The organism is Sphingopyxis bauzanensis (genome assembly GCF_002205675.1).
Classification (GTDB): domain Bacteria; phylum Pseudomonadota; class Alphaproteobacteria; order Sphingomonadales; family Sphingomonadaceae; genus Sphingopyxis; species Sphingopyxis bauzanensis.
This window is the reverse complement of record NZ_NISK01000002.1, coordinates 47,771-70,473: the sequence shown is the minus strand read 5'-3', so window position 1 is coordinate 70,473 and position 22,703 is coordinate 47,771. Positions and strand designations below refer to the sequence as shown.

Here is a 22,703-nt window from a genome sequence, read left to right as displayed (position 1 = left end):
ACGCAGCGCTTGTGCGCTGCAACAGGGTTGCGGGCAATAGGTATATGATTCTATCCTGTCAACAGCCTTTCACGTAATATAATTGCTAATTCATCAACAGAATCATTGTTTAGTGACTCGATGTGTGGGTGCCACCCGGTTGGAGGCTGGTTGCGGAACCAGGTATATTGGCGTTTGGCATATTGGCGCGTGGCGGCCTGGGTGAGAGTGAGCGCCTCGCCGCGGTCGATCGCGCCGGTCAGATATTGCGCAATCTGAGGGACGCCGATGGCGCGCATCGCGGGAAGATCGGGGTCGAGGTCGCGGGCGAGCAGCGCTTCGACCTCGGCGATCGCGCGGCTCTCGAACATCTGGACCAGCCGCTGGTCGCAGCGATCGCGCAGCCACGCGCGCGGCGGGAGCAGGATGAGCGGGGTGAGCGTGATCGTATCGCCGACGCCGCCCGTGTGCGCGGCGTGCCAGTGGCCGAGCGGGTGGCCGGTCGAGCGGACGACTTCGAGCGCGCGGGCGATGCGGGTGGTATCGGCGGGATTGAGGCGGGCGGCGGTATCGGGATCTTCGCGGGTGAGCGCGGCGTGGGCATCGGCGACGGCCAAGGCGCGCGCCGCGGCGCGAACATCGGGATCGATCTCGGGGATCGGTGAAATGCCGTCGAGCAGGGTGCGGATATGCAGGCCTGTGCCGCCGACGAGGATCGGGATGTCGCCCGCGGCATGCGCGGCGGCGATGGCGGCGCGGGCCTCGCTCGCCCAGCGCGCGGCGTTGTGGGCCTCGGCGGCGTCGATATGGCCGAAGAGGTGATGCGGGATGCCCGTCATCTCGTCTTCGGACGGACGCGCCGAGAGGATCGCAAGGTCGGCATAGACCTGGCTCGCGTCAGCATTGATTACGACGCCGCGCCCGACAGCTTTTGCGAGCGCCACCGCCAATGCGCTCTTGCCGCTGGCGGTGGGTCCGGCGATAAGTGCCACAGGCGGCCGTGCGCCGAGAGAGGATGAAGGAGCAGCCATGTTCGTCGCGACGCTGATAGCAGCCGGAAAGCTGACCGACGAGGTGGTTCGCGAAGCGATCGACCGACTCGACGCCACGGGTCATGACGTCGGCGCGCCGCACTGGCTCGACGAGGGCGACGCTGCCGATATTGTCTTTCACGGCAGCCTGGTGAGCGCGCGCAAGGAACTGGCGTTGATGGACCATGGATCGCTCGACACGATCGTCCAGCCGCAGGGCGACCGCACCAAAAAGCTGATCATCGCCGACATGGATTCGACGATGATCACCGTCGAATGCATCGACGAACTGGCGGATTATGCGGGGCTGAAGCCCGAGATTGCGGCGATCACCGAGCGCGCGATGCGCGGCGAGCTCGATTTCCGCGCTGCGCTGATCGAGCGGGTCGGATTGCTGGCGGGGATGCCCGGAGCGACATTGGTCGAATGCCGGATGGAGCGGGTGAAGCTGACCCGCGGCGCGCGCACGTTGGTGCAGACGATGAAGGCGCATGGCGCCCATTCGGTGCTGGTGTCGGGCGGCTTCATGCCGTTCGCGGGGCCGGTCGGCGAAGCGATCGGGTTCGACAAGGTGCTGGCGAACGAGCTGGAGATTCGCGACGGCAAGCTGACGGGGAAGGTGATCGAGCCGATCGTCGACAGCGCGGCGAAGCTGGAGACCTTGAAGGCCGAGGCGGCGAAATATGGCCTGCCGCTCGCCGCCACGCTGGCGGTGGGTGACGGCGCGAATGATATTCCGATGATTACGTCGGCCGGGCTGGGGGTGGGTTATTATCCGCACCCGGCGGCGGGCGAGGCCGCGGCGGCGGTGGTGCGGCACCATGATTTGACCGCGCTGCTGTGGGCGCAGGGCTATCCGCGGCGGAGCTGGGTGCTGGGGTAGGGCAGGGGTGCTTGGCGAAGGTGACCAACATCCTGTTCGTGTGCAGCCAGAACAAGCTGCGCAGCCCGACGGCCGAGCAGATATTCGCCGATCATCCGGGAGTGGAAACGGCATCGGCGGGCACCAACAATGATGCGGAGAATCCGCTGACATCCGAAGTTGTTCGCTGGGCGGACATGATTTTCGTGATGGAAAAGGCGCATCGCAACAAGCTCCAGAAGCGATATCGGACCGCGCTGAAGGACGCGCGCGTAATCTGCCTCGACATTCCGGACGACTATGAATTTATGGATGAGGCACTGGTCCAGCTTTTGAAGGTCAAAATGTCCCGATATCTGCCTATGTAGATTTCGAGACGCGCAGCGGATCCGCATTAGACCCGAATGGGAGGACTCCATGACCAAACACCGCATCTTTTCGATCAGCGTCGCGAGCGTGTACCCGCATTATATTGCCAAGGCGGAGAAGAAGGGGCGGACGAAGGCGGAGGTCGACGATATTTTCCGCTGGTTGACGGGGTATAGCCAGCAGCAGCTTGAGGGTGAGCTGGCGCAGGGAACGAATTTCGAAGATTTCTTCGCGCAGGCCCCGCAGCTGAACCCGGCGCGGTCACTGATCACCGGGGTTGTCTGCGGCATCCGCGTCGAGAATATCGAAGAACCGCTGATGCGCGAGCTGCGTTATCTCGACAAGCTGATCGACGAATTGGCGCGGGGGAAGAAGATGGAGAAGATTTTGCGGGGGTAGCGGCGCTGGCGCTTAATGGACCGGCCCCCTTTGCTCGCCGACAGGCATGTAAGAATAAGCCGTCGCCGCATCAGATGACCAGCGGGCCGGTTCCGACGATGACGGCTATGACGCCGCAGCAGGGCGCATCCGCTGCGGGACTGGGTGCTGGGGTAGGACGCCGAGCTGGCAGAGGGCTACAAGCCGCTATTCCGGGTCCAGCTTTACGAACCGCATCTCGCCCTCGACGCGGCGCAGCGTGGCGCCGCGGTCGGTCTTTTCCAGGCACGCCCCGTCGAAATCGACCACGCCGATATCGTTGGGGACAATGATCGCGCGCAGCTTGCCGCCGTCGGCTTCGGTCAGTTCGAACCGCGGCGCGGTGATATCGTAAATCGCTTCACGCAATTCGACCCAGCGTGGAATGCGGTTGTCGTCATCGGGCATCGTCCAGCCGTCAGTCTGGGTGTAATCCTCGATCGGGTCGCCGCGGTCGAATCCGATGGTGAAATCGACGCCGGGGATGCCTCTGCCGTTGGGCCAGGTGACGAGCAGGGTGGGGATGCTGCCCTCGACCTCGATCAGCGCGCCTTTCTCCATGGTCGGCGACACCGGCTTTGGGTCGGTGGTGAGGCAGATCGTGTCGCCCCGCGCTTCCCATCGCCCTTCGGCGCGTTCGTCGAGCGCGCCCGCCGCAAGCATATATTGGAAGCGGCCGTCGCCGCGGATCAACAGCCCACCACCGACGTCGGGGCCTTCGGCCAGGCTATACTCGCCGACCAAGGGCGAGTCCTGCGCCGCGGCGGGGGCGGCGATCAGCGCGGCGGCGAGGAGAAGGGTTCGCATGGCATCCTTCATGCGTCGGCAGTGGCGCGCATGCCAGCCCTTTCCACATCTGGCGCCACCTGCTAACCGCCCGCGACATGTCCCAGACGCATCCCGATCGCCGCACCTTTGCCATTATCTCGCATCCCGATGCGGGTAAAACGACGCTGACCGAGAAATTGCTCGTCGCTGGCGGCGCGATCCATATCGCGGGCGAGGTGAAGGCGCGCGGGGCCGCGCGGCGCGCGCGATCCGACTGGATGAAGATCGAACAGCAGCGCGGGATTTCGGTCACCTCGTCGGTCATGACATTCGAGCATGCGGGGCTGGTCTTCAACCTGCTCGACACCCCGGGGCACGAGGATTTCAGCGAGGATACCTATCGTACCCTGACCGCGGTCGACAGCGCGGTGATGGTCATCGACGCCGCGAAGGGCATCGAGCCGCAGACGCTGAAATTGTTCGAGGTGTGCCGCCTGCGATCGGTGCCGATCATCACCTTCATCAACAAGGTCGATCGCGAAGGCCTGCCGCCGTTTGAGCTGCTCGACGAGGTTGCCGACCGGCTCGCCCTCGACGTTTGTCCGATGAACTGGCCCGCGGGCATGGGCGGGCAGTTCGAGGGGATTTACGATCTGGTCGATCCCGCGATCATGAAACCGGGCGGCGATGCGTCGCGGATGTACGAAGGCCACCGCGCCAAGGTGGCAGGGCTCGGCGATCCGGCGCTGGCAGCCGAGATCAGCGCCGATGCGCTGGCGCACCTGAAGGAAGAGACCGAGCTGGCGTCGGCCTGCTACGCCGATTTCGACGCCGCGGCTTACCGTAATGGTGACCTGACCCCGGTCTATTTCGGCTCGGCGCTGAAGGAATTTGGCGTCATCGACCTGCTCGCCGCGCTGGCCAACCACGCCCCCGGTCCGCAGCCGCAACCCGCCGAGCCTGCGCCGGTCGATCCGGCCGACGCCGCCGTCACCGGCTTCGTCTTCAAGGTGCAGGCAAATATGAACCCCGCGCACCGCGACCGCATTGCTTTCATGCGGCTGTGCTCGGGCAAGTTCGAGCGCGGGATGCGCTTGATGCAGGGCGGCACAGGCAAGGCGATCGCGATCAGCCGCCCGATGCTGTTCCTGGCGCAGGACCGCGAAATGGCCGAGGAAGCCTTTCCCGGCGACATCATCGGCATTCCCAACCACGGCACGCTGCGCGTCGGCGACACGCTGTCCGAACGCACCGACATCACGATCACCGGGCTGCCCAATTTCGCACCCGAATTGCTGCGCCGCGTCGCGCTGGTCGATCCGACCCAGACCAAGAAACTGCGCAAGGCGCTCGACGACATGGCCGAGGAGGGGATCATCCAGGTCTTTTATCCCGAAATCGGCGCGAACATGATCGTTGGCGTGGTCGGTCAGTTGCAGCTTGAAGTCCTGATCAGCCGCCTCGACGCCGAATATAAGGTCGAGGCGAAGCTGGAACAGTCGCCGTGGGAAACCGCGCGCTGGATCGCCAGCGACGACCCGGCAAAGCTGAAGGCGTTCCAGTCCGAACATCGCGGCGCCAGCGCCACCGACCGCGACGGCGCGCCGGTGTTCATGGCCAAGGACGGGTGGGAAGTGGGCTATATCACCCAGCGCAATCCCGACATCCGCTTCACCGCGACCAAAGAACGGCGGTTGGGGGCATTGGCTGAATAGCCTGCCCATGCCGGGTTGATCGCGCGCGCCAAGTCCGCCACCATGACGCCGCTTCGGGCCGATGGGAGGATGACGATGCGGATAGTGATGCTGACGCTGGCGGCGATCGCCAGCTGTGTTCCTGCGATGGCGCAGCTGGCCATAAAATTGCCGATCGCCAAGGGCTTGTGGACCAACGATAACCAGAAATGCGCGACGGTTCGCTATGGTTATGTCTTTGACGGAACGCGGTGGGGCTCGCTCTATTTTTATGGGCCGAACGGTAATCTTGGCCCCGCCGCCGAATTGCGCCCGATCACGCAGACGCGGGTGGTGGAGGGCGGTTTCACCCAGATGCAGTTCGACGGCTATGATGGTGCAGGCTATTTTCGGGTCAAGGCGACGGGCACCGATCGCGCGCTCTATCGCGTCGGTGCGCCGTTTCGCGAGGAGATCCAGGTGTTGGATGAACCGCTCATCCGCTGTGCCTTGCAGACGCTATCGCCCAAGATGCAGGCCGCGATCAGGCGCCATGCGCCCGCGGCGGCTAAATAAGGCTGAGCAGGTCGGTGGACGTCGGCGACGCGTCCGACGCGTCTTCTTCCTCGCCTTCGAATTTGCTCAGCGTAAGCCCCAGCAGGCGGATTCCCTGCTCGGTCGGCAGGAGCGGCGCCAGTATCGCTTCGCCCGCCGCCAGCAGCGATGCGCCGTCGAGGATCGGCGCCGGCACCGATTTCGCTCGCGTGATCGTTTTGAAATCGGCGTAGCGCAGTTTCAGCGTCACGGTCCGCCCGCGCGCGCCCTTTTTGGCGGCGCGGTCCCACACCACGGCGCAGACATGCGCGAGCGCCTCGAGGATCTCGGTCTCGGTGATGAGGTCATTGAAAAACGTCCGCTCGCCGCCGAGCGATTTGAGCGGGCGGTCGGATTTGACGCGGCGATGGTCGATGCCACGCGCGAGGTTGAATAGCCATTCGGCGCTATTGCCAAAGTTCTCAGCGAGCCACAGCGGGTCTTTGCCCGCGAGATCGGCACCCGAAAACACGCCGAGCCCCTCCATCTTGGCCGACGTCACGGGGCCGATGCCGTGAAAACGGCGGATCGACAGGGTCTGGACAAATACGGCGCCCTTGCCTGGCGGAATAACGGTCAGCCCGTCGGGCTTGTTCTGGTCCGACGCCAGCTTGGCTATGAACTTGTTGTACGAAACCCCAGCTGAGGCGGTGAGGCCGGTTTCGTCGCGGATGCGGCGGCGAATCAGCTTGGCGGTCGCGGTCGCGCTGCCCAGCCCGGCCTTATCGGCGCTGACGTCGAGATAGGCCTCGTCGAGCGACAGCGGTTCGACCTCGTCGGCATAGTCGTGGAAAATCGCCCGGATCTGGTGCGAAACCTCGCGATAGGCGTCGAAACGCGGCGGGACGAATATGAGGTCGGGGCATTGGCGCTTGGCCGTGATGCTTGGCATGGCCGAACGCACCCCGAACTTGCGCGCCTCATAGCTGGCCGCGGCGACCACTCCTCGCCGCGACGATCCGCCTACAGCAACGGGCTTGCCGCGCAGCGAAGGATCGTCGCGCTGTTCGACCGATGCGTAAAAGGCGTCCATGTCAACATGGATGATCTTGCGGACGGGAGCGTCCGCTGGCGTGTCGGGGGCGAGGTCGGCGACATGATTCACGCGAGCAACCTAGCATGTTGCCATGATGTTCTCAATGGCGCACGCAACGCGGTGTCGTGCGCACGAGGTATGTCCGATGAGTTGACGCGTCATATGTCCGATTTTGGTGTCTGGATGATCTCCGAGCGAAGGGAGTCATCAGATGCGGCGCAATCGGGCATTGACGGAGGCGATACGGATGGAGCGCTTTGAGGAGCTTTACCTTGCGGTTGAGGCTGGGCGACTGAGTTGTTCGGATGCGGCGATGATCCTGGGTTGTAGCCCACGTCATTTTCTGCGGCTGCGCAGCCGGTATGACGAGGACGGGTTTGCTGGATTGCGGGATCGCCGCGTTGGGCAGGTATCGCGGCAGCGGGCGGCGGATGCAGAAGTCGAGGAGCTCACGCAGCTTTACCGAGATCGATATGCGGGATTTAACATGCGTCATTTTCACGAGCTGGCGCGGCGCGATCACAGCCTGCGCCGGGGCTATACCTGGACGCGTCTGGCGCTGTTGAGTGCGGGCCTGGTGAGGCCCGTCAAGCGTGGTGGAACGCACCGTCTCAAGCGCCCGCGCAAGCCGATGCGGGGGATGATGATCCATCAGGACGCGAGCACGCACTGCTGGTATGGCGAGGGCTATGCGGACCTGGTGGTGACGCTCGATGATGCGACGAGCGAGATCACCTCGGCGTTCTTCTGCAAGCAGGAAGGGACCAACTCGAGCCTGCGCGGCATCCATGAGACGATCGCAAAACACGGGCTCTTCTGCTCTTTGTACACCGACCGGGGCAGCCATTATTTCTTCACGCCCGAAGCGGGCGGCAAGGTCGACAAGTCGCGCCCGACCGAGGTTGGGCGAGCGCTCCGCCAACTCGGCATCGATCATATCGCGGCCTATTCGCCCGAGGCGCGCGGGCGTTCGGAGCGGGCATTCGGCACCTTGCAGGGGCGGTTGGTCAACGAGCTGAAGCTGGCGGGCATCGCCGATATGGCAGCGGCGAACCACTATCTCACCGAGGTCTATCTTCCCCGTCACAACGCGCAGTTCGCGGTTGCGCCCGAGATGGAGGCGTCGGCCTTCGTAGCCATCCCCGGCTACGACATCGACAATATCCTGTGCGTCCAGGAAGACCGGCAGGTGGGGGCCGATAACACCGTGCGCTACATGGGAATGATCTTGCAGATCCCGCCCAGCCCCTTTCGCCATCACTATGTCAAAATGCGCGTCCGGGTGCATCACTACCCCGATGACTGCCTGGCCATCTTCCACGGCCCGCGCAAAATCGGCGGCTATCGCCCCGACGGCACCCTCCAGGACGAGGTTCAAATCGATCCGCGCGAGTGCAGCCCGCTCCGGACCGGCTCCGGCTACGCCTCCGCCAGCCCTCCGCAGGCTGCACTCGCGCTATGAAACCAATCGGACATATGTCGTGTCAATTAATCGGACATCTTCATTCGCGCTCGACATGGCGCACGCAACGCGGACTTGACGACGAAGGGGCAAAATGGCAATCGCCGCCGACCTTGGTGAGCGGGTATAGCATAGTGGTAATGCTCTAGCCTTCCAAGCTAGCTAGGCGGGTTCGATTCCCGCTACCCGCTCCAAGATTTCATCCGACATCGTCCGACATTGTCTTTGAAAACCGCAGAAAACTGCGGTATGTTGCCTTTCTTTTTCCGATGGCATCCGGCGTTATCCGGTGGCAGCCGAGCATGTCTGGGGGCCACTTCGGGGGCCTCGTCATCGGGGACGAATTCGAGTGGCCCCCACCGTGGGGGCCACTTGGAGGAAAGGCCCATGAAATAATGCCACTTTCTGATGTCGTCATCCGCAACGCTAAGCCGCGCGAGAAACCATTTAAGATGGGTGATTCGCTCGGACTGTTTCTGCTGGTTCAGCCGAGCGGCGGGAAATTGTGGCGGCTCAAATATCGTATCAACGGCCGCGAAAAGAAGTTCGCGCTAGGCGTTTATCCGGATGTGAGCTTGAGCGACGCCCGCCGCCGCCGCGACGAGGCGCGCAGGTTGCTCGCGGATGGCAAAGACCCCTCGCTCGAAAAGCAACGCGAAAAGGCGCGCTCGCGAATTGAAGCGAATAATACCTTCGGCGCAATCGCCGAAGAATATTGCCGCAAGCGGCGACGTGATGGTGAGAATGCCTGGGCAACCTCCACCGCGACGCGAAGCGAATATCTGCTTTCGCAACTTGCCATTTCGATCGGCCGCGTTCCGGTCGCCGAAATCGGACCTGCGGACGTTCTCGCTGCTGTGCGCAAAATGGAGGACAAGGGAAATCTCGAAAGCGCACGGCGGACGTTGCAACTTGCCAGCAGCGTGTTTCGGTATGCGGTCGCCACGGTGCGTCTGACATCTGACCCGACGCGGGATTTGCGGGGCGCGCTTATTTCACCGAAGGTGACGCACTATGGCGCGATCACTGATCCCGCAAAGGCTGGCGAACTGCTTGTCGCGATCGACGGCTATGACGGTCATGGCGTCACCAAGCTCGCATTGCAGATCTCACCGCATGTCTTCGTTCGTCCTGGCGAATTGCGCCAAGCCCAATGGGGAGAAATCGATCTCGCCTCAGCATTGTGGACCATCCCCGCGGAAAAGACGAAGATGCGGAAGCCGCACCATGTTCCGCTGTCGGGCCAGGCGGTCGCACTGTTCCGTTCGCTGCAATCGCTTTCGGGGACGAGCGGCTATGCGTTTCCTTCGATCCGTACCCGGAAGCGCCCCATGTCGGATAATACGCTCAATGCCGCGCTGCGTCGGCTCGGCTATTCGAGCGATGAAATGACGGGTCATGGCTTCAGGGCGATGGCAAGCACGCTGCTCAATGAATCCGGGTTATGGTCGCCGGATGCGATCGAGCGGGCGCTGGCCCATGGCGGTGCCGACAAGGTTCGCGCGGCCTATCATCGCGGCGCCCACTGGAAAGAACGCTTGAAAATGGCGCAATGGTGGAGCGACTATCTCGATGGTTTGCGGAAGGAGGCTCAATCCCGAACCCCATCCACTCGGCTTGAGGGCATCCAGTATAGATGATCCCGACCAGATATGGAGAACGAATGGTTGTCCAATCGGATTTGCTCGATCTCCTCGCTTTATCGACCAATGACGCCGCCTTCATGCGATATCGGTCGGTAAAGCTGCGAAAAAAGTTTTGCTAAAACAAAACGGAAGACCTCCGCTTGTGCATCGTACTTCTGAACGCGCGCCGCACAGGAGGGATCGCCCGTTCGCATCCTTCCGGGCCTGAGCCCCCCTGGTTCTTCAGACCCAACAATCACAAGGGATCATTCTCCAATGCGTAAAATTGTTTTTCCGATCGTCGCTGCTGCCGCCTTCGCCTTCTCGCCCATGGTCGCCGCGCAGACGACCGAACAGCCGACCGATACGGAAAAGGCCGAACCTGTTTCGGAGCCGAAGGCAGAGCCTGCCGGGCCCGCGGCGGAACCGGCACCCGAGCCTGCCGCTGAACCCGCTGCCGAACCGGCGGCGGAACCTGCGGAAAAACCCGCGAGCGACGAACCGGCGGCCGATCCGAACCGCTAAGGTCTAACAATGCGAAAAAGGGCGGGTCATTCCGCCCTTTTTTATTTGCCGACAAGCAATCCGAAAGGGCCGCGACCATGCTATGTTGCCCACACAGAAAAATAATTCGCTAAAACAAAACGGAAAATCTCCCCTCGTGCATCGTACTTCTGAATGGAGGCGCGAAGACGCATGTCGTGAACCGGGAGAAGCGCGCAAAGATTATGGCATGGGTGGGGAAGGAGATACTTCCCCACGAGGCCGACGTGCGCGCCTGGCTCCGGCGCACGCTCGATCCCGAAGACATGAGCTTATTGCGGAGGGCGAAATCGATGTGGTGAAGGTCGGTCGCTCGACCTTCATCCGCTACGCGAGCCTGAAGCGGCTTTTCGAGCGGAGCTGACGATCGGCGCGCGATTTTGATGTCACTTGGAGGCCAGCCGCCGTTGCCGGCGCGAGCCTCACGGCGTGCGGTCGGCGCCCCACGGCGCTTCGGTCGGTTCGCGATACATGGCATCGTGCGCGCGTTGCTGCCGCGCGATGCGGCCAGCGATGCGCATATCACCGCCAAGCCAGGCGTCATAGTCTTCGGGGAGAACGATCGCGGGCATGGTGGACGCAGCTGGTGCGGGCGCGCCGCCGGGCACGAGGAAGCCGGCATAGCCGGCGCCGCCCGCGCTGGCGGTCCACACACCCGCCCATGCGAATAGTGGCGGGTCGTCGAAGCCGTACCAAGTGCGCGTGCGCGCGCCCTCGGGACCGTCGGGCAGTGCGAAATCCTCGACGATGATCAGGCAGCGCGCCTCGGGCGCGAGCAAGTGCGCGTGCGCAGGCCACAATTGGCGGAACCACAGGGCAGGGCGACGATGGCGTGGGAAATCGGCGGCGCCTTCGGGAAGGTTGGCGCCCCACCGCATTGCCTCGATCCGGCGCTCCTCGCCGTCGCGGCGAATGACGAGTCCGGTGCGCCCGGGCCAGAGTTCGGCCGACCAGTCGGCGCGGGGAGGAGGCGTGGCGGCGAACAGCGCGGCGACCTCGCCGAGCGATGTCCTGCAGCGATAGAGGCTGGGCATGCGAGTCTCCTCACGTATTTTTGGCCGATCTTATGCGCCGGTGGCAAGAGGCCGTTAGCCGCGGTTGCGGCTTGTCCGGGCGATCCGATGTTGCCGGACGAATCCGCGAAATACGGATCGGCTGCACCGTTCGAGCGCAACGGTCACTAATTTGAAGCTCTTCCAGCGGGCCTTTTTCTCTTCTTCGGCGCCGGGACCCAGGACAATGTGGCTGGCGAGGGCGGCAAGCAGGGAAAGCCCCTCTGGGATTTCCAACGGGCAAACTGAGGCTACGGCGAACAGGCGTGGAATGGCTGGATAAGGTCAGTTCCCGGGGTCGCAAAAGCGGCGCAGGGTCTCGCAGCCAAGGGAGCGTTTTGCCATCACGCGAGCGGCCGCCGACCGATCTCGCAGCGGCGCCAAGCACTCTATTGATGCGGGTCTGGTCCAACTTTGGGTGGTTGCGACATTGTTTCTCGAAGACGCCTTGGCCTATGTCTTGCAGCGAGCGACCATGCAAGGCGACGGTTTGATCCGCCACTGGTCGGGAGTGCAACGGACAAGAGGGCCGCCGTGACAACAGAAACTGCATTGCTTGCCCGACCCTTGCCCGCGATCAACGACATGAACGGCTATTTCTGGTGCGGCGGTGCCGATGGCGTGCTGCACATCATGAAATGCGGCGATTGCAGCCTGTATTTCCATCCTTATCAATCCTGCTGCAGCGCGTGCCTTTCGGCAAATGTCGCGCCGGCTCCTGTCTCCGGTTTTGGGAAAGTGTTGTCGTCGACGATCAACCATCAACCCTGGTTCCCCCATGTTCCGGTGCCATATATCGTTGCGCTCGTCGAACTCGACGAAAAGGGACCGGTCCGCCTGCTGACCAACATGTTTGGAGAGTCCGTGGACAGCATCGTGCCGGGGCTGCGCGTCTCCGTGCATTTCGAGCAGCATGGCGACATCTTTGTTCCGCTGTTTCGGCCGGTCTGAGAATATGACCAGATATTTCGAGAAGAATTGCGTGATCTCGGGCGCCGGCATGTCGAAGATGTACCGCAAGCCTGAAGTCTACCCCTTCAATTTGGCGGTAGATGCATGCCGCAACGCCATCGCCGACGCTGGTCTCGAAATCGGCGATATCGACGGGATCGCTTGCTGGCCGCATGCCGCGGTGCATGTCGGCCACGGATCGTCAGCCGCCAGTCCCGTCGACATCAAGAACTCGCTCGGGCTGAAGCTGAACTGGTTCGAGGCGGGTATGGGGCCAGGCCAGTTTGCCAGCATCGCCAATGCGATCGGCGCCATTGCGGCGGGCTATTGCAATCATGTGCTCTGCTACCGTGCCGAGGGCGAGCGCTGGGTTCCGATGTACGGTAAGGCCTATGCCGACGGCAATCTGCCGACGCCCGAGGGGTTTAATCAATGGACCACTCCCTATTTTGCGCCCTCGGCCGCGACATGGATCGCGCTGCACGCCGATCTCCACATGCGACAGACCGGCCTCAAGCGAGAACAGCTGGCGATGATCGCGATCAACCAGCGCAAAAATGCCGCGCTCAATCCGAACGCGGTTTACCGCGAGCCGATCACGCTCGACGAATATTTCGACGCGCGCATGATAACGACGCCGTTTTGCATTTATGACTGCGACGTTCCAATCGACGGTGCGGCCGCGGTCGTCATTTCGCGGGCCGACGCGATCCCGGCTTCGTCGCGTCCCACCGTCCGCTTCGAGGCGGTCGGGACGGCGCTTCACGATCATTTCTCCTGGTTTCAGCGTAGCGACTTTCCGAACATGGCGATGAGCGACGCTGCCAAGATGCTCTGGTCGCGGACCGACCTCACGCCGGCGGACTTGACGAGCGCCCATCTCTACGACGGCTTCAGCTGGCTGACGGTATTGTGGCTTGAGGCCTTGGGCATCACGAAGCCGGGCGCGACCGGCGACTTTCTCGAAGGCGGCCAGCGTATCGCGCTGGACGGCGTCCTCCCGCTCAACACGAACGGGGGGCAGTTGTCGGAAGGGCGGCTCCATGCCTTCAATCACTTGGTCGAAGCCGTGCGCCAGTTGCGCGGCGAGGCCGGCGATCGCCAGGTCGCCGATGCGAAGGTGGCGGTGTGCAGTGCTGGCGGCGGTGTCTTCGGCTCGGCGCTTTTGATCGTGCGCGATTGATGGAAAAAGATGGGATACTTATGCCGGACGGCGACGCGCTAACCCCGAGCCGCTACGCTCGAAGCCGCGCCTACCGCTGGTATGCGGTCGGCGTCCTCATGCTCATTTATATGTGCCACGCGGTCGATCGGTCGATGCCCTCGATCCTGACCGAACCGATCCGGGCCGAATTCAACCTGTCCGATGCCCAGCTCGGCCTGTTTACCGGTGTGGCCTACGGCATTTCACTCGCGATTTTTGTCCTGCCAATGGGATATTTCAGCGACCGGGTGAATCGCCGCAACTTCCTGGCGGTCATCGTGTTCGTCTGGAGTATCTGCACCGCGCTCGGCGGATTTGCCCGCGACTTCTGGCACCTCGTGGTTACACGTACCGGTGTCGGCGCGGCCGAGGCCGGCGCTGCGCCGGCGGCACTTCCGATGTTGATGGACATGTTTCCGGCGCGCGGACGCGGTCTCGCAATCGGGATGTTCTACGTCAGTGCCAATCTGGGCGCAGTCGTCGCTGCGGCTGCGGGCGGATATCTGGCCGAACATCATGGCTGGCGGACCGCGCTTTTCGTTGCAGGCGCGCCCGGCATATTCGCGGCGCTCTTGCTGTTCTTTACCGTCGATGAGCCGCGGCGCGGCGAGATGGAGGAGGCGGAGGCCGACGGTTCGACCGCGCCTTTGGCGAAAGCCCGGTTCGTCGATGTGCTCCGGTTCATCTGGCACAAGCCGGCTCTGATATTCCTGATCGCCGGCTGTTCGCTGCTCGGGCTCATCAGTATTTCGCTGGGATCCTGGGCCGCTTCGTTCTTTGTCCGCGTCCACGGCCTGTCGTTGTCCGAAGTTGGCCTTCTGATCGGAATCTTCGGCGGCCTGGGCGGCGTAGTCGCGCCTGCCGTCTACGGCAAGCTCGGCGATACGCTACTGGCTCGCAACCCGGCGTGGCCTTTGCGGCTCGTGTGGATTTCGGCAATCGTGGCGCTGTTTTCTGGTTATATGATGCTTTTCTCGCCCGTGCTCGCGCTGGCGGTCCTGGGATATGGCCTCGGCGAGTTCTTGCGCAGCGGCTATCCGCCTCCCGCCTATTCGACCCTTTTGAACGAGACCCCTCCGCATATGCGCGGCACGATGACGTCGATCGTGCAATTCACCAGCGTCCTGATCGGCTTCGGCCTCGGCCCGGTGATGGTCGGCATGCTGTCGGACTTCTACGGCGGCGGCGTCATGATCCGCTACGCGCTTGCCACCGGTCTGCTGGTGTTCATTCCGGTCGTTCTCTTCCTCGCGATTGCCTCGCGCATGCTCTACGGGCGCCGCGGGGATGGCGAGTCCCCGGACACCGCGGCGCAGCCCGCCGCCTAAGAAAAAAAGGCCGCGCCGGGAAGGCGCGGCCATGTTCGAGCGGCAAACGCCTCGCCGGTCAGCCTGGGATTTCGTTGAACGGAACACCCTTGTCGGGGCGGTGGTCCTGCGGCAATCCCAGAATGCGCTCGGCGATCGTGTTAAGCAGCATCTCGTCGGCCCCGCCGGCAATGCGGCCGGTCGGTGCCGTCAGCCACGAGGTCGCCCAATCGTCCTTGCGGGTCGCCTGCTCGTTCCACCGCACCCCTGATACCCCCTCGATATCGATCATGAATTCCGACAGCCGTTGCCGGTTCCGTACCGACACAAGTTTGTGGATCGCGCCTTCAGACCCCGGTTGCGTGCCGGCCTCGAGCGAAAGCAGGGCGCGGCGATGGATCGAGGCCAGCGCGGCTTGGGTCGCAAAATTGCGCGCAATACGCTCGCGGACCCGGCCATCCTCGATCAGCGGGCGTCCGTCGCGAGTCATGCGCGTCGCATCGGCGAGCGCGCGCGCGATCGACGGGCCGTTGGCGGCGGGATCGGTCGCGGAATAGCGCTCGATGATAAGCGTTTCCATCGCGACGCCGAAGCCGCCGCCGACGGGACCAAGGCGCTGCGCGTCGGGAATTCGCACGTCATCGAAATAGACCTCGTTGACGTGCGCATCGCCGGCGGCGAGCGTCACGGGGCGGACGGTGACCCCCGGCGCCTTCATGTCGACCCAGAAATAGGTCAGGCCGCGATGCTTCGCGACGTTCGGATCCGATCGCGCGACGATCACGCCATAATCGGCAAGATGCGCCCAGCTTGTCCAGAGCTTCTGGCCGTTGAGGATCCAGTCTCCGTTATCGGGATCCTGGACCGCGCGGGTGCGCAGCGCGGCCAGATCCGAGCCCGCGGCGGGTTCTGAAAAGAGCTGGCACCAGATTTCGTCGCCGCGCAGCGCCGCGATCGCACGCTCCTGTTTCCAGCCGTCGGGAAGATAACGCAACATGATCGGGACGGGCATCCCGAGGCTGATGCTGAAATATTCGGTCGGAAAGCCGTGAAGGATTTCCTCGCGATCGAAAGCCAGCTTCTCGGTCGGACTGAGGCCTTGGCCGCCATTCTCGCGGGGCCAGGAAATCCCGCTATAACCCGCCTCATATTTGGCGGCGAGATAGCGCCTGCCGAGCGCTAGATCCTCGGCGGGGGTCAGGCCGCGCCTGGCTTCGCGCCCGAATTCGGCTATCTTGCCTTCGATCCAAGCACGCGCGGCGCTGCGATAGGCGGTGAGATCGGTCATTGTGCCGCTCCTTGCAGTTCGGTGATCACCTCGTCTTCCCAGAAGATGAGCGGCCCCGCTTCGACGGCGAGGGTTCGTGCGCGCCGCTGATGAAGATGGAGATCGGCTTCCCAAGTGACGCCGATTCCGCCATGCACTTGGACGGCGTCGCGCGACACTCCGTCATAGGCCTCGGTCGCCGAGATCCGCGCAGCAGCGGCGTAAAGGCCGAAATCGGACTCGCCGGAACGGGAGGCCGCGTGAATGGCGTTGGCGCGCGCGAGTTCGACAAGCACATAATCTTCGGCGATGCGGTGCTTGACCGACTGGAACGCGCCGATCGGCTGACCGAACGCGCGCCGTGTCAGTGCGTAGTCGCGCGCCGTCGTAAGCATTTTTTGCGCGCCGCCTACTTGCTCGAACCCGATGATGACCGCTTGGAGGCGCAAGATAGCGCGCGCGGCCGCCAGCGCATCAATGCTGCCTGGAAGTTCGTGCGCCTCGACGTCGTCGAAGACGAGATCGGCCGTGCACCGGCTGTTGTCGAACGTGTCGAGGAGCGTTCGCGAGACCCCGCGCTGCGACAGATCGACGAGCGCGAGCACAGGGCCGTCAGCACCCAGCGCAAGCACGACGGCGCCGTCGGCGATGCCGCCCGCCACAACCGCCGGCTTCGAACCCGACAGCCGCCCAGCCTCGAGGCGTAGGCGAGGTGCACGCGGAAGCATGTCCTGGCCCTCGGCAAAGGCTACCACGCCGATAACGCTGCCAGCGGCCAGTTGCGGCAGCCAGTCGGCCTTCTGCTCCTCGCTCCCGAAGTACAGCAGCGATTGTCCCATCGCGAAGGAGGAGGTGAGCGCCGCGACGCCGGTAACCGCCCCGCCGCAAGCTTCAGCGACCAAGCCAAGTTCAAGCAGCCCGAGATCGAGACCCCCGAACGCCTCGGGATAGCAGATAGCCGTCCAGCCCTGCGCGCCGAACCGTTCCCACAGTTCGCGATCAAACGCCCCGCGCTCGAGCAAATAGCCCTTCAGTCTCTCGCCCGAATAATGCGCGCTCACTAACCGCTGCGCCTCGTCGGCGATCTGAAGCTGCGCTTCGTCTAACAAAACAGACACAATGGCTCCCCGAATGAAGTCAATCGCCCTTCGCCCGGACATCGGGCGCGGGGCATAGGGCCAATTGAGCACAGAGCGGGCGCCGAGTTCATAGGGGAAGATCGCAGACCAGCCGCGCGACCTCGCATGGCTGATTTGGCGCGAGCTCGTTTATGGGGAGCGGAATCTGACCTGAAACGGAAATGCCGATGACCCTTGCCGAGACGACCGCGCCCACGGTGACCGAGCGAAGCGCAGATGGCGTCTCCTGGATCATACTCAACCGGCCCGACCGTTTGAACGCGGTGACGCCGGAACTTTACGATGCGCTGGCGCCGATCGTCGAGCGGGTGGCCATCGATCCTGACGTTCGCTGCGTGGTATTGACCGGTGCTGGACGCGCCTTTTGTGCCGGACGCGACCTCAAGGCCGGATCGTCTGAGTCCGCCGCCGCGTCGGCGGGCGCGTGGATCGAGCGCAGGATCGATTATCTGCGCCGCCATGCACGCATCGCGCGCACGCTGCATCTCATGGGCAAACCGACGATCGCAATGGTCAACGGCGCATGTGCCGGCGCCGGACTGAGCCTCGCGGGTGCCTGCGATATCCGCATCGCGGCCCGCTCGGCAGTGTTGACCTCGGCGTTCGTCAAGGTCGGGCTGTCGGGCGACATGGGCGGGACCTGGTTCTGGTCGCGCATTCTCGGCGCGGGCAAGGCAAGGCGCCTTTATCTCTTGAGCGAACGCTTCGAATCGGCCGCGGCCAAGGAATTCGGGCTCGTCGACGAGGTGGTCGAGGACGACGCTCTCGCGGGAACGGTCGAAGCGATGTCGCGGTCCCTCGCCAATGGGTCTGCTCGCGCCTACCGCTACGCCAAGGAGGCGCTCCACGCGGCTGAAAGCACGAACCTCGACGCCATATTGGATCTCGAGGCCTCGCATATGGCGATGGCGGGCATCGACGCGGCCCTCACCGCCGGGGAATTTGAAACACGCAGCAGCTGACCTGCCCCTTGCGCAGGCAAAGGAGACTTTCATGGCGATCATCAAGACCGAAAGGCACGGCGCGATCGCCGTGCTGATCCTCGACAGGCCCGAAACGATGAACGCGTTGGGCGCGCTCGGCGACGGCGACGCGATCGCAGCGGCATGCGCCGAGATCAACGCCGACCCGGCGGTGCGTTGCGCTATCCTCACGGGAAGCGGAAAATGCTTTTCGGCGGGCGGTGACGTGAAAGCGATGCGCGAGGGGACCGGCAATTTTTCGGGGGGTGCCGTCCAGATCCGCGAGGGCTATCGCAGCAATATCCATCGCGCGGCGCGTGCGTTTTTCGGGCTCGACATGCCGTTGATCGCCGCGGTCAACGGCCCCGCGATCGGCCTGGGCTGTGATGTCGCCTGCATGGCCGACGTGCGCCTCGCTTCCGACAAGGCCAAATTTGGCGTGACCTTCCTGAAACTCGGACTTGTCCCCGGCGACGGCGGAACCTGGCTTCTTCCCCGCACGATCGGCATGAGCCGGGCGGCGGAGCTCTTCTTTACCGGCGATACGATCGATGCCGAGACAGCATGCGAATGGGGTCTCGTCAGCCGCGTCGTTCCGCACGAAACGCTCATGGACGAGGCGCTCGCGCTGGCCGGGAAAATCGCGGCAATGCCGCCGCACGCCCTGCGCATGACGAAATCGATGCTGCGCCAGGGGCAGACGATCACATATGACACGGCGCTCGAGTTGGCCGCGGTGATGCAGTCGGTGAGCCATCTCACGAAAGACCACAAGGAGGGAGTTGCGGCGCTTCTCGAGAAGCGGTCGCCGAATTTCAGCGGGAGCTGAGCCTGGTGGCAGACCGTCGGCTCAGCGCAGCCACCATTTCGCTTTGGGCGCCGTCTTGCGGTCGACGGTGGCCGTGGAGATGGGATTGCCGATCTGCGTATATTTCAACGCATTCTCCATGGCTTCGCGGTGCGGAAGGCTCAGAGCTTCCCACATTGCGCGCACCGATCCTTCGATGGCCACCGGATGTTTCTCGGCGATGAGCGCGGCAAGATGGCGTGCTCGCTCCCATAGCTGGTCGGCGGGGAGGACCTCAGTCACCAGGCTGATGCGAAGTGCCGTCTCGGCGCTGATACGTTCGTGATTTCCGAGAAGCACCATGCGCTGCACTTCCGAGAGGGGCATGCGCGCCATCGCGCCGACCGGCTCGCACGCCGATACCATGCCGAAATTGACGTGCGGATCGAAGAAGGTCGATTCCTCGCTGCAGATGATGATGTCGGCCTCGTTGAGAAAGTAGAAGGCGCCGCCGGCGCACATCCCCGAAACCGCGACGATGAGCGGCTTCCAGACCTTGTTGCTCTTTGCGCCGAGCGACTCGGCCGGGTCGTCTAGCGACCAGGGCTTCAGTCGCGACTCGGGGGTGCGATAAGGCGTGATGCCAGGTCCGCCTTTCGTGTCGGCACCGGTACAGAATGCGGGGCTCGGCGCGGCACGAAGAATGATCACGCGTACATCATCATCCTCGCGCAGGCGTTTCCAGATCTCGACAAATTCGTTCGTCATATCGCGCGTGAAGCTGTTGTACGCCTCCGGGCGATTGAGAGTGATCGTCGCAATATGGTCAGCGATATCAAGCAATACGGTCTTATAGGCCATTCGTCTCACACTCCCGATTTGGCGCCGATATTGCAGCATATCTCAATGATTTTACCAAGACGAATATCGCATGGGCGGTATCGAATCTCGCATAGGCGGCGCTTCGCGATTGAACCGGCAAAGAGTTTTGTGTAGGGTCGTCACAAATAGAGGTCCCGATAACGGGGTAACATGTGGAGAGGTGAACGGATGTCCAATCTCGATCGGTTGATCCGCTTCTCGGTTGTCGCCGAGGAAATGTCGTTCAGCAAAGCCGCGCGGCGGCTCAACGTCGATCAACCATGGCTGTCGCGCCAGATCCAGCAGCTCGAAGCCCAGATGGGATTTCCGCTCTTTGTCCGCAGCACGCGACGGGTGAGTCTCACAGACGAGGGCGAGGCGCTTTTTGCCTCGGCACATGATCTTGCCGAAGCCGCCGAGCAATGTCGTCAGTCGTCGCGCGACCTGATGCGCATGCACAGCCAGACGCTTGTCCTCGGCGTCAATCCCTACACTTTCTGGGTTCCAGCGCGAAAGCTTGCGATCGAGACCTATCAATCCCGGCACCCGCGCGTCACGATCGATATCGTGAGCAATTACAGTGCACGGCTGATTTCGAAGCTGCAAAAGCGGCTGATCGATGTCGCGCTCGTTGGTCAGCCGTGCGAATTTCCCGGTCTGGAGACGCTGATCCTCTATTCGAGCCCGGTGAGCCTGCTCGTTCCGCCGGGCGATCCGCTTGCGGGCCTTGGCAAGGTTCCGATGAGCGCCCTCGCAGGCCGCGAAATTCCGGTGACTAACCCGCGGCTCAATCCCGAGCGTTGGGACATGCTTTACAAGCCGTTTTTCGACGCCGGCGCGCGGCCGATGATCGTCAGCGAGGGAGAAACCGCTGTTCCCTTCTATGCCCGCGACCGGTCGCTTGCGGTACTGACGGTCGGCTGGCCGCACAGCGAGCAGGGCGCGCTCGCGGATTTCGTTCATCTCGATATCGAAGGCGAAGTGCCGGTCGCGAAATATGCGTTGGTGCGCCGCGAGGAGCCCGCGCGCGGCCTGCTCGACCATTTCTGGCAGACAGCCGAGCGGGTTGCGGCGGAATTCGACGTTCAGTCGCCGCCGCTATCGAAGCCGGCAGACAATTCGGTCGACTTCGCGATGCAACATGCCCTGGTCGCTTGACCACCGCACAGGCCGAAGCGTTGCGCCTATCGCCCGACAGTCCTACTCTCGATGAAGGTCCGGGGTGGTTTGCTTCCGCGCTCGCCGTAGCGCCCGAACGGGGAACGTGCGAGGTGTCGGGAACGGCGATCGAAACCCTCGCCTGGGGAGAGCGGGGGAAACCCGGCCTCCTGTTTCTCCACGGAAATGGCGGTCACGCCGACTGGTGGCGTTTCATCGCGCCATTCTTTGCCTCCGACTGGCGGGTGGGGGCGATTTCCTGGTCGGGCATGGGACGATCGGGATGGCGGAAAAGTTACCCGCCGGAGGTTCATCTGGCGGAGCTCCTGGCCGGGGCCGAGGCGACCGGATTGTTCGAGGGGACGGTACGACCGTCGATCGTCGCGCATTCCTTTGGCAGCGCTATCGCGTTGAAAGTCGCAGCGAACCCAGATGGCGCGCGCTTCGGCCGGTTGATCGTAGCCGACAATGGCGCGCGGCCGCCGCGCGAAGACCCGTTCGACAATCGGAAGCCCTGGACCAATCCCGGCTACACCAGTCTCGACGAAGGCGCGGCGCGGTTCCGCCTGCGACCCGAACAGCGGTGCGACAATGACTATCTGCTGGCCTTCATCGCGCGGCGTTCGCTCGTCCTCCGGGACGACCGCTGGCACTGGTGTTTTGACCCCGATGCTGATCGCAGCCGCGGCGTCCCGTTCAGCGGCCACTCGGGCGACGTGATCGCGGCAGCGCAATGCCCGCTCGATTTTCTATGGGGCGACCGGTCGTCGCTGGTGCCGGATGAGGTGATGGCCGCAACACGCGCGGTGGCGCCGCCGGGAACGCGCTTTGTGACGATCCCCGATGCCGGTCATCATCTTATGCTCGACCAGCCACTCGCCTTTGTCACTGCCGTGCGCGCACTTCTCGGGGCTGGCGGTTGAGCATGCGCGTGCGGGGTGCCGAGAAGGGCGGCCCGCCGAGCGAATGGCGCAAATTCTCTCCCCCGTCGATCGTCATCGTCGACCCGGAAAAATAGGCGCCATAGGCCGAGCAAAGATAGAGTGCTGCCGCAACGACATCGGCGACCGTCCCGATCTGTCCGGTGGGCACGGTGTCGCCGGGGGCGATCCCGCGCTGCGCTGCCAATGCAAAAGCCGGGTCGTCGCGCCCTTCTATCATCCCGCATGCGACGACATTGCACCGAATATTATCGGCGGCCCATTCGACCGCCAGGCTGCGCGCGAGATTCTGTATCGCGGCCGAGGCGGCGGCCGATACCGACAAACCCGGCATGCCAAGGTCGGCGGTCTCGGTAAGCATCAGGATCGAACCGCCAAGCTGCGCTCTTTGCCGACGGCGGGCGAACTCGGTCGAATAATCGAACGCGGTTCCGAAAAGTTGGTGCATCTCGCTCTGTGCTTGCGCCGGGGGCATGTCCTCGGCTGGGCCAAGCGTCCTCTGCCACCGGCAGTTCACCAATATATCTATGGGCCGTTCAAACCTGTCGAATGCCGAAACCGCGGTCTCGCCTTCGGCGGCGACGAAGACATCTCCGCCAAGCGCTGCGAATGCAGCCGCGAGTCCGCGCGAGACCGGGTCGTCGCCATCGGTCAGCAGGATCGTCTGTCCGGCAAAGCTGCCGTCGGGGACGGGGTAGGGGCGGTAACCGGTCAT

General features: G+C 63.4%; 23 protein-coding genes and 1 tRNA gene. 16 read left to right on the top strand and 8 right to left on the bottom strand.

Going from position 1 to position 22,703, the window contains the following annotated elements; translation table 11 throughout:
- Positions 1-50: 50 nt before the first annotated feature.
- Positions 51-1,010: a tRNA (adenosine(37)-N6)-dimethylallyltransferase MiaA gene (gene miaA / locus CDQ92_RS06845; RefSeq protein WP_088440691.1), complete on the bottom strand. Its 960-nt coding sequence runs from the start codon at positions 1,008-1,010 to the stop codon at positions 51-53.
- On the opposite strand from miaA, the gene serB reads away from it, so the two are divergent.
- The 3 genes from serB to CDQ92_RS06830 are packed head-to-tail and all read left to right on the top strand — an operon-like array spanning position 1,009 to position 2,640.
- On the top strand, positions 1,009-1,893 hold the full coding sequence (serB, locus tag CDQ92_RS06840) for a phosphoserine phosphatase SerB (RefSeq protein ID WP_088440690.1): 885 nt from the start codon (positions 1,009-1,011) through the stop codon (positions 1,891-1,893). The two genes, miaA and serB, sit on opposite strands and share 2 nt — an antisense overlap.
- A 20-nt stretch (positions 1,894-1,913) precedes the next feature.
- Complete coding sequence (locus CDQ92_RS06835; RefSeq protein WP_088441437.1) at positions 1,914-2,240, top strand: low molecular weight protein tyrosine phosphatase family protein; 327 nt, start codon at positions 1,914-1,916, stop codon at positions 2,238-2,240.
- A 49-nt stretch (positions 2,241-2,289) separates the two neighbouring features.
- Positions 2,290-2,640, top strand: coding sequence for a DUF2200 domain-containing protein (locus tag CDQ92_RS06830; RefSeq protein WP_088440689.1), 351 nt, complete (start codon positions 2,290-2,292; stop codon positions 2,638-2,640).
- 186 nt (positions 2,641-2,826) lie between these two features.
- Here CDQ92_RS06830 and CDQ92_RS06825 read toward each other — a convergent pair whose 3' ends face one another.
- Entirely contained in the window at positions 2,827-3,465 is a 639-nt protein-coding gene (locus tag CDQ92_RS06825; protein WP_144035698.1) for a hypothetical protein, read from the bottom strand.
- 77 nt (positions 3,466-3,542) lie between these two features.
- Between CDQ92_RS06825 and CDQ92_RS06820 the strand changes: the two genes are divergently transcribed.
- Positions 3,543-5,141: a peptide chain release factor 3 gene (locus CDQ92_RS06820; RefSeq protein WP_088440687.1), complete on the top strand. Its 1,599-nt coding sequence runs from the start codon at positions 3,543-3,545 to the stop codon at positions 5,139-5,141.
- Between the two features lie 42 nt (positions 5,142-5,183).
- Positions 5,184-5,675, top strand: a complete 492-nt coding sequence (locus CDQ92_RS06815) for a hypothetical protein (RefSeq protein WP_144035697.1) — start codon at positions 5,184-5,186, stop codon at positions 5,673-5,675.
- On the opposite strand, the gene dinB is transcribed toward CDQ92_RS06815, so the two are convergent.
- Positions 5,668-6,798: a DNA polymerase IV gene (gene dinB / locus CDQ92_RS06810; RefSeq protein WP_088440685.1), complete on the bottom strand. Its 1,131-nt coding sequence runs from the start codon at positions 6,796-6,798 to the stop codon at positions 5,668-5,670. The two genes, CDQ92_RS06815 and dinB, sit on opposite strands and share 8 nt — an antisense overlap.
- 142 nt (positions 6,799-6,940) lie before the next feature.
- On the opposite strand from dinB, the gene CDQ92_RS06805 reads away from it, so the two are divergent.
- The 4 genes from CDQ92_RS06805 to CDQ92_RS21415 all read left to right on the top strand — a co-directional run bounded on the left by CDQ92_RS06805 (position 6,941) and on the right by CDQ92_RS21415 (position 10,341).
- On the top strand, positions 6,941-8,191 hold the full coding sequence (locus CDQ92_RS06805) for an ISNCY family transposase (RefSeq protein WP_201792036.1): 1,251 nt from the start codon (positions 6,941-6,943) through the stop codon (positions 8,189-8,191).
- 120 nt (positions 8,192-8,311) lie between these two features.
- A tRNA-Gly gene (locus CDQ92_RS06800) sits at positions 8,312-8,385 on the top strand.
- A gap of 201 nt (positions 8,386-8,586) precedes the next feature.
- Entirely contained in the window at positions 8,587-9,831 is a 1,245-nt protein-coding gene (locus tag CDQ92_RS06795; protein ID WP_088440684.1) for a tyrosine-type recombinase/integrase, read from the top strand.
- A gap of 261 nt (positions 9,832-10,092) precedes the next feature.
- Positions 10,093-10,341: a hypothetical protein gene (locus tag CDQ92_RS21415; RefSeq protein ID WP_088440683.1), complete on the top strand. Its 249-nt coding sequence runs from the start codon at positions 10,093-10,095 to the stop codon at positions 10,339-10,341.
- A 440-nt stretch (positions 10,342-10,781) separates the two neighbouring features.
- Here CDQ92_RS21415 and CDQ92_RS06785 read toward each other — a convergent pair whose 3' ends face one another.
- Positions 10,782-11,393, bottom strand: a complete 612-nt coding sequence (locus CDQ92_RS06785) for an SOS response-associated peptidase family protein (protein WP_088440682.1) — start codon at positions 11,391-11,393, stop codon at positions 10,782-10,784.
- A gap of 585 nt (positions 11,394-11,978) precedes the next feature.
- On the opposite strand from CDQ92_RS06785, the gene CDQ92_RS06775 reads away from it, so the two are divergent.
- Genes CDQ92_RS06775 through CDQ92_RS06765 form a run of 3 tightly spaced genes read left to right on the top strand, consistent with a single transcriptional unit; the run spans position 11,979 to position 14,894 of the window.
- Positions 11,979-12,362: a Zn-ribbon domain-containing OB-fold protein gene (locus CDQ92_RS06775; RefSeq protein ID WP_088440680.1), complete on the top strand. Its 384-nt coding sequence runs from the start codon at positions 11,979-11,981 to the stop codon at positions 12,360-12,362.
- 4 nt (positions 12,363-12,366) lie between these two features.
- Positions 12,367-13,545 (top strand): thiolase family protein, encoded by a 1,179-nt coding sequence (locus tag CDQ92_RS06770; protein ID WP_088440679.1) that lies wholly within the window; start codon positions 12,367-12,369, stop codon positions 13,543-13,545.
- A gap of 20 nt (positions 13,546-13,565) precedes the next feature.
- A complete protein-coding gene (locus tag CDQ92_RS06765; protein ID WP_158213784.1) occupies positions 13,566-14,894 on the top strand; it encodes an MFS transporter in 1,329 nt (442 codons plus the stop codon).
- Between the two features lie 58 nt (positions 14,895-14,952).
- Here CDQ92_RS06765 and CDQ92_RS06760 read toward each other — a convergent pair whose 3' ends face one another.
- Positions 14,953-16,161 carry an acyl-CoA dehydrogenase family protein gene (locus CDQ92_RS06760; protein WP_088440677.1) on the bottom strand — a complete coding sequence of 403 codons (1,209 nt, stop codon included), beginning with the start codon at positions 16,159-16,161 and terminating at the stop codon, positions 14,953-14,955.
- Entirely contained in the window at positions 16,158-17,258 is a 1,101-nt protein-coding gene (locus tag CDQ92_RS06755; protein WP_088440676.1) for an acyl-CoA dehydrogenase family protein, read from the bottom strand. Before CDQ92_RS06755 ends, CDQ92_RS06760 begins: the two co-directional genes overlap by 4 nt.
- Before the next feature lie 188 nt (positions 17,259-17,446).
- Between CDQ92_RS06755 and CDQ92_RS06750 the strand changes: the two genes are divergently transcribed.
- Both CDQ92_RS06750 and CDQ92_RS06745 read left to right on the top strand, forming a co-directional pair.
- Positions 17,447-18,241: an enoyl-CoA hydratase/isomerase family protein gene (locus CDQ92_RS06750; protein ID WP_158213783.1), complete on the top strand. Its 795-nt coding sequence runs from the start codon at positions 17,447-17,449 to the stop codon at positions 18,239-18,241.
- Positions 18,242-18,272: 31 nt separating this feature from the next.
- Positions 18,273-19,070, top strand: coding sequence for a crotonase/enoyl-CoA hydratase family protein (locus tag CDQ92_RS06745; protein ID WP_088440674.1), 798 nt, complete (start codon positions 18,273-18,275; stop codon positions 19,068-19,070).
- Between the two features lie 21 nt (positions 19,071-19,091).
- Here CDQ92_RS06745 and CDQ92_RS06740 read toward each other — a convergent pair whose 3' ends face one another.
- Positions 19,092-19,928: an enoyl-CoA hydratase/isomerase family protein gene (locus CDQ92_RS06740; RefSeq protein WP_201792035.1), complete on the bottom strand. Its 837-nt coding sequence runs from the start codon at positions 19,926-19,928 to the stop codon at positions 19,092-19,094.
- A 150-nt stretch (positions 19,929-20,078) separates the two neighbouring features.
- On the opposite strand from CDQ92_RS06740, the gene CDQ92_RS06735 reads away from it, so the two are divergent.
- Both CDQ92_RS06735 and CDQ92_RS06730 read left to right on the top strand, forming a co-directional pair.
- Positions 20,079-21,047: a LysR family transcriptional regulator gene (locus CDQ92_RS06735; RefSeq protein WP_158213782.1), complete on the top strand. Its 969-nt coding sequence runs from the start codon at positions 20,079-20,081 to the stop codon at positions 21,045-21,047.
- Positions 21,044-21,970 (top strand): alpha/beta fold hydrolase, encoded by a 927-nt coding sequence (locus tag CDQ92_RS06730; RefSeq protein ID WP_158213781.1) that lies wholly within the window; start codon positions 21,044-21,046, stop codon positions 21,968-21,970. Before CDQ92_RS06735 ends, CDQ92_RS06730 begins: the two co-directional genes overlap by 4 nt.
- Here the strand turns inward: CDQ92_RS06730 and CDQ92_RS06725 are convergent.
- Complete coding sequence (locus tag CDQ92_RS06725) at positions 21,933-22,703, bottom strand: SDR family oxidoreductase (RefSeq protein ID WP_158213780.1); 771 nt, start codon at positions 22,701-22,703, stop codon at positions 21,933-21,935. The genes CDQ92_RS06730 and CDQ92_RS06725 overlap by 38 nt on opposite strands.